The 12,492-nt window shown below is 36.1% G+C and carries 4 protein-coding genes; all 4 read right to left on the reverse strand.

Features of this window, described 5'->3' with window-relative positions; translation table 11 throughout:
- Nucleotides 1-24: 24 nt before the first annotated feature.
- On the reverse strand, nt 25-3,315 hold the full coding sequence (locus tag YQ22_RS14750; protein WP_083414267.1) for a SusC/RagA family TonB-linked outer membrane protein: 3,291 nt from the start codon (nt 3,313-3,315) through the stop codon (nt 25-27).
- Between the two features lie 379 nt (nt 3,316-3,694).
- On the reverse strand, nt 3,695-7,027 hold the full coding sequence (locus tag YQ22_RS14755; RefSeq protein ID WP_071341793.1) for a VCBS repeat-containing protein: 3,333 nt from the start codon (nt 7,025-7,027) through the stop codon (nt 3,695-3,697).
- A 158-nt stretch (nt 7,028-7,185) separates the two neighbouring features.
- Entirely contained in the window at nt 7,186-8,925 is a 1,740-nt protein-coding gene (locus YQ22_RS14760) for a RagB/SusD family nutrient uptake outer membrane protein (protein ID WP_071341794.1), read from the reverse strand.
- Between the two features lie 4 nt (nt 8,926-8,929).
- Entirely contained in the window at nt 8,930-12,142 is a 3,213-nt protein-coding gene (locus tag YQ22_RS14765) for a SusC/RagA family TonB-linked outer membrane protein (protein WP_232231206.1), read from the reverse strand.
- Between the last annotated feature and the right edge of the window lie 350 nt (nt 12,143-12,492).

The raw sequence follows: 12,492 nt of genomic DNA on the forward strand, positions 1-12,492 counted from the left end.
AGCTTTTTTAAGCAATTAGATTTTTTAGTTAAGGGTTAATCTTAGACCTAATGTATAGGTACGCGATACCGGCATGTAACCGCCATCAAAGCCTAATGTAGCGTCATCTCTATTACCTGCTTGTATCTCAGGGTTTAAACCTGTGTATTTTGTCCATGTAGCTAAGTTTTGACCCTGTACATATATCTGTCCTCTTGAAATACCTATTTTTTCCATTAAATCTGAAGGGAATGAATAGGTCAACTGAACATTTTTAAGTCTAAAATAACTACCATCTTCAATGAAATAAGATGAAGGTCTACTACTAATTTGATCGTTAGCATCCATTATCGGTACAGTGGCATTTGGATTAGCCGCTACCCATTCGCCAACGGGAGCAGAAGGGTTGGCAGGTTGCCATGCATCATAAAGCGCTCTTTTTGATCTGTTTCCTTGAAAGGTGTTAAAATCTGCAAAATACCTTACGTAGTTGTAAATGTCATTTCCTTCAGAACCATTACCGAATATGTTCAAGGCCAGGTTTTTGTAACTAACATCTATATTGACACCATAGGTGAAATCTGGGTGCGGACTTCCAATGATCGTTCTATCATCATCATCTATTTGCCCATCATTATTTACATCTGTTACCTTCAATTTACCAGGTGCATTGTAGCTGCCATATGTAGGCCAAGCATCTGCCTCTGCCTGAGACTGGAAAATTCCTTCGGTTTTAAAGCCATAGAAGGATGATATTGGTTCGCCAACTTCTGTTATGGTTAGAGAAGGAACTCTTGAAGCATCACCGAACAAAACGGTACCGTCATCTGTTTCACTTAATTTGTTAACCTCGTTTTTGTAAGCAGAAAGGTTGAAGCTAACACCGTAACCCCAGTCACCTTTTTTATCGTCCCAAGATATTTGCAAGTCTACACCTTTATTGGTCATTTCACCAACATTGAAGAATGGTGCTTGTGCATCACCTGCGGTATACGTGATTTGTCTTCTAAACAACATATCTGTCGTTATCCTGTCCCATAAATCAAGACCAATATTAAATCTTCTATCGAACATTGAAAGGTCAACACCAATGTTGTTTGATGTAGTAGTTTCCCATTTTGCATTTGGGTTACCATAACTTTGAACGTCAAAACCTAAAGTTGGTGCACCCGTTGCTCCATCAATTGGATATCCTGCGTTGAAAATATTGGAGCGGTAAGTAGTATAAGAATTGTAATCTCCAATTTCTTGGTTACCCGTTTTACCCCAACCATATCTAAGTTTAAGTTCATCTACCTTTTCTAGATTTTGCATAAAGGCCTCGTCTGATACTCTCCAACCTAAACTAAAAGCAGGGAATATTGCACTCCTAGAAGCAGATTGAAACCTAGATGAAGCATCATTTCTTAATATAAACTGAGCTAAATATTTTCCATCGTAATTATAATTCAGCTTTCCAAATTCAGAAAACAGCGTATAATCTCTAAATGCATACCCGTAGTTACTCGCCGTGGTAGCATCACCTAAATCTAAATAGCGTTGAATGTCAAGTGTTTCAAAAGCATAGCCATTTCTACTGGCCCCAAATTCTTCACCATAAGCCTCAATACCCTCAACCCCTACGTAAGCATCAAAATTATGGACTTCATTCCAAGTTTTAGCATAGGTCAAAACCGTATTCCATTGCCATTGATATTCATACCTGTTAGTGGAAGTAGATCCGCTGATGAAGTTTCCTTCTACATACTCTGGGTTTTGTCTTCTTAAATACCTACCTCTTTCACCTGTAGCATCTACACCAAAACTAGTTTTCACCTGCAAGTCGTCCGTAATGTCATAAGAGGCAAAAACGTTACCGAATACACGTAAGCGATATGTTCTGTTGTCTTGCTCTCTGTATAAAGTTGCATATGGGTTAAAGTTGTTACCTAGGTTAGCACCTCTACTACCTGCAAAGTTACCGGCAATATCGTAGATAGGTAAAAGTGGATGATGTTTATACGAACCCGAAACTGCATTTTGTTCTTCATCATTTCCAAAACCACCTTTTCTATTATCAAAGTTTACAGAAAGGTTTTCACCAACAGTTAACTTTTTATTTAATGCTTTAAATTCTGTATTTGCACGAATGGATGTTCTATTGTAGCCTACAAATTTAGTTATGGCATCTTGGGCAAAGTACCCTAGTGTAAAGGCATATCTTGCATTTTCGGTTGCGCCAGAGGCTGATATTTGATGGTTTAAAATTGGTGCGGTTCTAGTTACTTCATTCCACCAATTGGTATCGGCGGCGCGCACAATGGCATAAATATTACCTTCTTCCAATGCATACAAATCGGGGTCTGTACCGGGATCACCTTCCATGGCACCACTTGGGAAAACATAGTCAGGTATTCCTATTTCTCCATTTGGGCCAAAAGAATATTGACCATGACTAGGATCCTTGCCAGCATATAGATCGGCTAAATAAAGGTATTCACCTAACTCCGCAGCATTTAAGGCTTCTACTTCTCCTAATCCCGACTGTAAACCGTAATAGGTATCATAAGTGATGACCGGTTTACCCATTTTACCTTTTTTGGTGGTGATAATTATTACACCATTTGCAGCTCTTGAACCGTAAATTGATGCTGCAGATGCATCTTTAAGAACCTGTAAAGATTCTATGTCATTTGGGTTAAGGTTTGCTTGTGATCTTGAAGGTACCCCATCAATAACGTATAGAGGGTCATTGTTACCAATGGTACCAAAACCTCTAATTCTTACCGTAGCCTCACCACCAGGGGTTGCATCATTTACAATACCAATACCGGCAGCCCTACCTTGTAGTTGTTGTGCAAAAGTAGTAGCAGGCACGGCATTTAGTTCTTCAACATCTACTGTTGAAACTGAACCCGTTACATCCCTTTTAGACTGAGAACCATATCCTGTTACCACAACCTCATCCAAAGCAGCGGCATCTTCGGTTAAGGTTACTGAAATAGGAGAGGAGCTAGCAGCTATTTCAACAGTTTTAAAACCTACGTAACTCACTACTAAGGTTGCAGATGCCGCTACGTCTATGGTAAAATTACCATCAAAGTCGGTTTGGGTACCATTCGTGGTACCTTTTTCGATGATACTGGCACCAGGTAACGGAGTGCCTAGGTCATCTAATACCGTACCGGTCACAGTTGTTTGAACCTTGAGGGGTTCATTGTACTTAATTTCGTTTGGCTTTTCATTAGCGCTAAGGCCATTAAAGCATAAAGACGCTAAAATCAATAAAAATCCGCTTCTTAAGACTGACTGTCTTTTCTTGGATTTTAATGATTTAAAATCTAGTTTTTGATTCATAATTAGTTGTTGTTTGATTAATTGTTGATTTATTAACTAATCTTAATTTTAGTTAAGATTAACGTAATATTATTATAATATTAGTTAATATTTTGTCAAATAACCAATTTTGTGTGTAAAATTTTACAAATACTTTATTTATAGTTGTAGTTGTGTCGTTAGTCGACTATGAGATGTCGTTCGTATTTGTTTTTGATTGAGTGATAATTAAGAGATAAGTGAGATACACAGAAAAAAGGGGTGGACTAATCTGTGATATAACAGATTAATTTACCCCTTTTATTTTAATTTAAATAGCTAACAAAAGTTGGATATTCTCTTGAGATATTTAAATATCCTCTATTTAATTAGGCTTGCTGAAATTTATGATTCAAGCGAACTAGTTTTTTTGAAAAATTCTTATAGAATCTCTGTTTTGTGTAACAATATAATAGGGTAGAGCGTTCTTACTATTTTTAACGGTAGTGATACTTTTTGCATCACCAGGTACAAAAAAGCCGCTTTTGCTAGTTGATACCGATTTAAAATTACCATTACCATCATTTTGCAATAGCAGACCATTAAATGCATCATACCTTCCTATAAAAACCTCATTTCCAAAATCATTGCCAATTAATAGGATATCATTGTACCCGTCATCATTAAAATCTAAGATTTCAATACCATTAATTGTGGAATACTGGGCTTCTAATGGAAGCTGATCAGCTTTGTATTTTCCATTTCCTAAATTTTCAATGTAAACTGTCCTGTCAAAATTTGCAGTTAATTTTTCAGATTTATCTAGCTCTTCAGTGGTAAACAAAATACTTTGTGTGGCTGCAGCATACTCTTTGTACAAGTTAAATTTTGCTCTAAATAGGGGACTTTGACCAAATAGATCACCTCCAAAATTAACTGGGGCTGAAATATAAGTAGTGTCAATATAATTTTTTCGAAAATAAGCGAAGGCCACGGGATCAACGGTTCCATTGTTGTCAAAATCTTTATGTAAAATATGCATAGGTCTTTCAGCTGTTGGTTGATAGATATTGTTACCTCCCAAATTGCCCACTATAAAATCAACATCCCCATCATTGTCAAAGTCAGCAGCTTTTATAGTTTGCCACCATCCATAAATATTATCAAGTCCCGTATTTTCGATCAACTCAAATCCTGATTCATTATTTTTAAAAAATGTTATTGGCATGTACTCGCCGATAACAATTAGATCTAACTTGCCATCTTCATCAAAATCTTGCCACAATGCATCGGTAAGCATACCTATATTTCTTAATTCTGGAGCTAAAGTTTCTGTAACATCTTTTAAAACACCATTTTCATTGCGTAGTAAGAAACTATTCTCTGCCATCGGAAATTTGGCAAACGGAGTTCTGCCACCAATGAAAAGATCTTGAAGTCCGTCATTATTAAAATCACCTGCGGTTACTACAGAACCACTTGCCTGAATATTCGGAATTTTATTCTCACTAAGCTTAAAATTTCCTTTTCCATCATTAATAAAAAGTCTATCGGTATAAAATTCAAGTCCTTTCATGAACTCATTACTCCCTGAAACTAAATATAGGTCTAAATCACCGTCATTTTCTAAATCAAACAATACCATGCTTTCTTCTTCAAAAGTCTTATTGTAAACGTCAGTATAAAGGGGGTAATTTGAGAATTTACCATTCTTACCCTGTATAAATACTTCTGGAGCTGTTCCAGATGAACTTCCAACTATAAAATCTTCAATACCGTCACCATTGATATCTCCTTTAGTAATGCAAGGACCATTCTGAGTTAGTTTTTTAGGAAGAATTCGTTGTACATTAAAGTCAATCATATCTAATTCTTCATGTTTATAGCTAACATTAAGTGAATTGGATATTTCTTGAAAAACTTGCTTATTTTTTTCTTCTATCAATGGAAATGTCAATGTATTTTCAGAAGGAACACTTGCTTCTTTTTGATGAAAGGTTAGCGTAGTATTTATTGAAGGATTTTCTAATTTTTGAAAGCCACCATCTGGCCATAATACCTCAATAGATTTTACTTGGGTACTATTATTTATACCAAAATGAATTTGATCGCTTACACTAGACATGTAGCCTCTTGTTAAATATTGTTCATGAAATTGAAATTTGTTGTCCGCAAATCGTAAAACGATTTTTGAGCCTATTCCATATGTGTTATTTCTAGTGCCAATTAGCTTTAATTTTATATAATTAGCATTTGTTTGATCTTTAGTATTCGTATTGTTTTGAAATAAAAAGGCTTCTTCATTAATATTGTTAACGATATAATCTAAATCCCCATCATTATCAAAATCGCAAAAGGCAGCACCATTTGAAAATGAAGGAATGTCCAATCCCCAGCTTGCACTGGTATTTTTAAAAGTTCCATTTAAATTATTTTCAAAAGAATAATTGGGGATTTTTACAACAGGAATAGAATCTAATATTTGCCTTGGACTCAGAAATCTTCGTACATTGAAATTAAATTCCCCAAAGTCCAAATCTGTTATATCTCTCGGAAATCCATTGGTAATAAATAAATCCTTATACCCATCATTATTTGCGTCGAAGAATAGCGGAGACCAGCTCCAATCTGTTCTGGAGACACCTGCCAATAAGCCGGTTTCGCTGAATGGTAGGTCTTTGCCTTGCCCAATTTGTAGCATATTACGCATATATTGATGGCTATAGCCATACCTTTTGTTCATGACATAATCATTATATTTAGTGTCACGTATTGTGGTTTTTAGTCTATAGTTGGTTTCTCCCAGCATATCAAGAGTTATGATATCCAAATAACCGTCATTGTTGAAATCTGAAATATCATTTCCCATTGAAAATTTACTTTGGTGTTTAATGAAGTCATCAATGTTATTGGAAAAAGTGCCATCTTGGTTGTTGGTGTACAAAATGTCATTAGTTAGGTAATCGTTACTTATGTATATATCTGACCAACCATCATTGTTTAAATCGGAAATGGCAATGCCTAAGCCATAACCTTCTATGGTTATTCCGGCTTCAATGGTGACATCTGTAAAAGTGCCGTCTCCATTATTTTTATACAAACGGTCATTGCTTAATGCGGTGCCATCCGTAATTTTGTTTCTATAGTTTGATGGTAACACATGTACATCAACATTGTTTAAAACATATAGGTCTAGTAACCCATCATTGTCATAATCAAAAAAAGTTGCATTCATACTATTACCAGAATCTGCTATACCATATTCTTTCGCCATTTCTTTGAATATGGGAATGCCATTTTCGTTCAAACCTTGGTTTACAAATAACATATTTGCTTTTTCTTCTTTTGAAGGGTACATAGCTGCACAAATGTAGATATCTAAAAATCCGTCATTATTAATATCAACCGTGGCAACACCGGTCTTCCATTTTTTTGATGCGGCAGTACCGCTAATTGTAGTGATATCTTCAAAGGTAAAATTGCCTTTATTTAAATATAGTTTATTGTCGACTTGGTTACCGGTGAAGAAAACATCTTGTTTGCTGTCATTATTGAAGTCACCAATGGCAACACCTCCACCATTGAAAATATATTCACTAGTAAGTATATTAAAACTGTCTGTCTCAATAATTTTGTTGTTAAATGTAATGCCAGATTGGTCTGCGTCTATTTTTGAAAATCGTTTATTGTCAGTTTTTTTACAGGAAGAAAATACTATTATGATAAGTAAAGTTATTGCAGAAAATTTTTTCATACCGTATAAGAAAATAAAAAGTTGGTAGTTGGATTGAATTGAAATTGTTGTAAATAAATTCTTAGTTTATGAATTGATTTCGGTTGGCTTAAAGATAATAAAAAGAGGCTGTTTAATTAAACAGCCTCTTTTCGTAGTATAAAATAATTTGTTCAATATTACCAACCTGGGTTTTGTGTTAAAATACCACCACTTTGGTCAATAGCATTAATTGGAATTGGAAATAAGTTGTGCTTATCAGTATAAGTTCCAAATTTGGAATTATAATCTGCTTGATCAATATCCTCACCTTCACGGTCTATGTAGGAATTGATCGTTTCTTCAGCAATGTCCCAACGTCTTAAATCAAAAAGACGATGACCTTCCATTCCAAATTCTAAACGACGCTCAAAACGTACAGCATCTCTTGCAAATTGTTGCGTAGCAAAAGAGGTGTATAATTCGATTTGATAATTTGCGGCATCAGTATTAACATCTTGGTTGCCATCTTCATCAAAGCCTTTTACATAAGTCATGTTTTTAGCTCTATTTCTAACTTGATTAACATAGTTTAATGCTAATGCTAGATCTGGAGTAGACTTCTCAACAGCAGCCTCGGCTGCCATTAAAAGCACATCTGCAAAACGCATAACGTTGTAGTTAATACCAGACCAATCTGATCCCCAACCACCAGTACCGCGGTTAGCATCAACCTCATCGGCTTGATAAACATTCTTCTTTGGAAGGTATGGTCCAGAAATATCGTTAAATGCAGCTCTAATCCATTCTTTACCAGGGTTAGGACCAAATCCATTATAGTCTATACCTCTTCTAGAAACCGTATAATCCAATCTAGGGTCTAAAGGTCCATCGTACGGAGTAAAAGCAGTTGGTGTTTCGCCATCTTCTTCGTATGAAGGTATGCCGTAATCACTAGTAACATCTGTATCTGCAAATGTGTCAAACAATGGTAAGCCTGATTCTGTTCTAAACGCATTTACTAAATCTTGGGTAGGTTGATAAAAACCACAACAAGTTCCTAAAGGTCCTCCACCCGGAAAATTCAAAGTTCCTGCACCGTTTCCATTGAAAGAACGACCGTCATCTGATGAAAATTGAATTGCGAACATAGACTCGGCAGCATTTTCACCTGCATAATTAAAATTGCTCACATATTCAGCATTTAAACTATATGGTCCTTCTGTAATTACATTTTCCAATAAAGGTAATGCTTCGTCCCATTTTTCTTGGTAGATATATGCTTTGGCCAAGAAAGCTTGGGCTATCCAAAAATTGGCTCTACCATTAATTACATCAGTACCTAACAAGCTTGATGCCTCTTGAAAATCAGCTTCGATTTCAGCCCAAATAGGACCTGGATTAGGTTGGTTGAATTCTTCATTTCTTAAATTTTCTACAGAAAGAAATGGTACATTACCAAAGAATTTTTGTAATTCAAAATTGTAATAACCTCTTAAGAATAATGCTTCTCCTCTTTGTGATGATAGATCCTCATCTGGAATTTGATCAATAAGATCTAAAACCGCATTACATCTATTTACACCTCCGAAAATTGCACTCCATCTACCCAAAAACCAGTTGTTACCAGTTTGCCAGTCTAAAGTTTCAAGTTGAAATAAAGCGGTGTTGTCACCATCTTCACTACCTCTATGTGCGTCATCAGCGATTACGTCTGTCCACCAGTTATCTCCACCAGCAGCTACACCTTCTCCTTGACGATTAACTCGTTCGCCATCAAGTACTGAATATGCTGCGGTTAATTTTAAGTCAACGCCGGTAACATTTAACAATGCCTCGTCAGAAAGTGCACCAGTTGGAGCTATTTCGGTAAAATCATCACTACACGCACCTAGCATCATGCATGTGAGTATTGTTGAATAAATTAATTTCTTTTTCATTTTTTTAAAATTTTAAATTAACACCTAAGGAGTAAATTGAAGCTAAAGGATAGTTGTTATCAGAAACACCTATAGTTAGGTTGTCAATAGCGCCACTATCTAAGAATCTTGGCTGTAATTCTGGATCAACACCATCATAACCTGTGATGGTGAATAAATTAGTTCCTTGAAGGTAAAATCTAACGCTATCCATCCCCATCATTTTAGAGACTTTTTCGTTAAAAGTATATCCTATTTGTAGGTTTTTTAATCTCATGTAAGAACCGTCTTCAACGAAGAATGAGTTTGCAGTACCTTCATTATTGGTGATACTTGAACTAAGAGCTGGTAAAGTAGCGTCTAAGTTGTCCGGTGTCCAAGAGTCCAGTACACGAACACTTCTGTTTGCATCAAAGAACGTAGGAAGGTCGGTATACACCTTATCGTTATTAAAAATTTCATTTCCTTGTGATCCTTGGAAGAACGCAGACATGTCAAAACCTTTATAGCCCATTGTTAAGTTAACACCATAAGTAAAATCTGGGTGAGGATTTCCAATAAACGTTCTGTCATCATCATTGATGACACCATCTCCTGTAATATCTCTGTATTGAAATCTACCTACTCCATCTTCTGGGGAAGCAAAGCCTTGGTCCGCTGCCGCAGCAACCTCTTCTGGTGAAGCAAAAATTCCTTCTACAACTCTACCGTAAAATGATGATATTGGTTGTCCTTCTTGAGTTCTAGTAACAGTACCTGTTGTTCTAAACCCTCCAAAACCAGTTTGGAATGCACTGATCAATTCAGTTACTTCATTTTTATAACTAGAGAAGTTCATGTCAATACCATAGCTAAAGCCAGATTCAGTAACATCAGCATAACTAATGGTAGCATCTATACCTTTGTTTTCAATAGATCCTAAGTTTACATAAGGTGGGGCGGCATCAATTGATGTAGAACTATATTGGCTTCCATCTTGATTGATTAAATCTTTGGTCTTTATAATAAAGTATTCAGCACCTAAATTAAGTTTGTTATCAAAAAATCCTAATTCAACACCAAAGTTGGTAGTTTCACTTGTTTCCCATCTTAAATCCGGATTACCAACAGCATTTAATAAAGCGCCAGGTGTAGCACCACCACTACCATTGAACACATAGTTACCGTACTGCTCACTTACAACCGAAATATTGGTTGTAGGGTTATTAACTGGTAAGGTTTGGTTACCTAATTGCCCCCATGAACCTTTTAATTTAAATCTGCTTACTGCACCATCCGTTGGCCAAAAGTCTTCATTACTTACTACCCAACCAGCACTGAAAGAAGGAAATACATCACTTTTATTGTCTCCTAAAAATCTAGAAGATTCATCTTTTCTCACCGTTGCAGTTAATAAATACTTACCTGCGTAGTTGTAATTAGCTGTACCAAAAAGAGAGAATAATGAAGAAGCGTTGTCATAGGCGTAAGCAACGTTAGCAGCACCTAATCCATTACTTAATAAGTAGTATTCAGGAGTTTCAAAAAAGTAATCTGTTCTTGAAATTTCTTTTCCTTTTCCTGTTACGTTTACAGCTTCAATACCAACTAAGGCATTAAGACCGTGGTCACCAAAGCTTTTATTGTAGCTCAAAGTATTTGACCAAACCCACTCATAAGAATCTTGGTCCGCTTCCCTTAAAGTATTTGTGGCAATTGGCTCCGAAGATTCAGGAATAAGTGCTCTAAAACGTCTGTCATTGTAAGCTCTTATAGAACCACCGATAGATGTTTTGAATTGCAGACCATCGATAATATCTAAAGTAGCATAGATATCTCCAAATACCCTAAGTGTTTTGTTGAAATCATCAGCTTGCCTATTTGCTTCTGCAACTGGGTTGTTTGGGTTAGATAAACCTGTGTCGTTACTGTAGTTTCCAGCATAATTGCCTTCGTCATCAAAAACAGGTACTAAAGGCGACATTCTAGTAGCGAAGTTAAACCATGATTGACCACCACTTCTTCTGTCAAATGAAATATTGGTATGTTCACCAATTCTTATTTTGTCTCCAATTTTAAATTCAGAATTTAATCGAATAGAACCTCTTTTAAATCCAGTAGCAATTTGAATACCTTGTCTATTTAAATAACTGGCAGAAAAAAGAAATTTTGATTGTTCGTTACCATTTTCTAAAGTTATAGAAGCATTTTGTGTTACTGCAGTCCTGTAAATTTCATCTAACCAATCTGTACCGCCACCTGGTTTTACGGTAGCACTCACTGGAGCTCTCTGTATAGTTGTTGGTGTAACAGGGTTTGGTCCATCACCGTACTGCGGGTGTGATGGGGTAACGCCATCATTTCTCAAACTTTGAAAAATCATTTCGCCATGTTGCTCTGTATTCAATAACTCAGGTACGTTCGTTGCTTTTGAAAAACCAGTATACATGTCCACGGAAACTCTTGCGCTATCCATATTATAACCACCACTCTTAGTAGTTATGATAACGACACCATTAGATGCTCTAGCACCATAAATGGCAGCTGCACCATCTTTAAGAACGTTCATTTGATCAATATCCGCAGGGTTGATCGAATTTAAAATACTTGGGTCATCGGTTTGTACACCGTCAATAATATAAAGTGGGTCATTACTGTTACCAGTTCCGTACCCTCTTACCCTTACTACTGGTGTTGCCCCTGGAGAACCATTATTTGTAATGGTTACACCTGAAACCCTACCTTGCAATGCTTCAGCGGCATTAACTATAGGTGCCTTTGTAGCTTCTGATACATCTACACTACCTACAGAACCTGTTAAGTCTCCTCTGGTCTGAGTAGAATAACCCGTTACGATTACCTCGTCTAGGGCGGCGGCATCTTCGGCCAATGTTGCATCAACACTTGCTTGGCCGTTTACAGCGATTTCAATAGTTTTAAAACCAATGTAACTAAATACTAAGGTAGCGCCATCGGCTACGTTTAGAGTATAGTTACCATCGAAATCGGTTTGTGTACCATTCGTGGTACCTTTTTCTACAACGTTGGCACCTGGTAGAGGTTGACCAGTGGCATCAAGCACTGTACCGGTAATTGTAGATTGAAGGGTTTTTACTTCAACGTTGTTTGAAGTACTTGTGTTTTCATTTGCTTGCACCATTTGTGCGCCTAGGCAAACGAGCATTGATAAAACTCCAGATTTAATAAAGGAAGACCTTTTACTGGAGCCGATCAACGTGTAATCACGTTTTTGACTCATAATTGTTGTTGTTTGTTAGTTTAAATTAATTGACTAGATTTTAGATTTTCTCTAACAGTTAGTTGTTTTTTTTAAATGTTAAAAAAATTAAAATCCGGTATAATAATAGCAATTTTACTTTAGATAAAGGTGTAAGAAGTGTCTTATTTTGTGGAATCAATATTAGTATCTAGGGGGCTTGCAATTGATAAAATCTTTTTAAACCTCTGTATCTATTGTAGTATCAATAATTTAGACACGTCAAAATTTCAATTTTAACAAGTTAAAATTTTAACATCTTTCTTTGTTTATGTAGTAAAAAATTACGTTAAATGATAATATACAACGTTGTAGTTTGCGAAGTTTCTTGT

The organism is Maribacter sp. 1_2014MBL_MicDiv, from assembly GCF_001865655.1.
Lineage (GTDB): Bacteria > Bacteroidota > Bacteroidia > Flavobacteriales > Flavobacteriaceae > Maribacter > Maribacter dokdonensis.

What these genes read in the sequence shown, in the direction of transcription:
- YQ22_RS14750 (WP_083414267.1), bottom strand. Translation starts at nt 3,315, where the DNA reads ATGAATCAAAAACTAGATTTTAAATCATTAAAATCCAAGAAAAGACAG.
- YQ22_RS14755 (WP_071341793.1), bottom strand. Translation starts at nt 7,027, where the DNA reads ATGAAAAAATTTTCTGCAATAACTTTACTTATCATAATAGTATTTTCT.
- YQ22_RS14760 (WP_071341794.1), bottom strand. Translation starts at nt 8,925, where the DNA reads ATGAAAAAGAAATTAATTTATTCAACAATACTCACATGCATGATGCTA.
- YQ22_RS14765 (WP_232231206.1), bottom strand. Translation starts at nt 12,142, where the DNA reads ATGAGTCAAAAACGTGATTACACGTTGATCGGCTCCAGTAAAAGGTCT.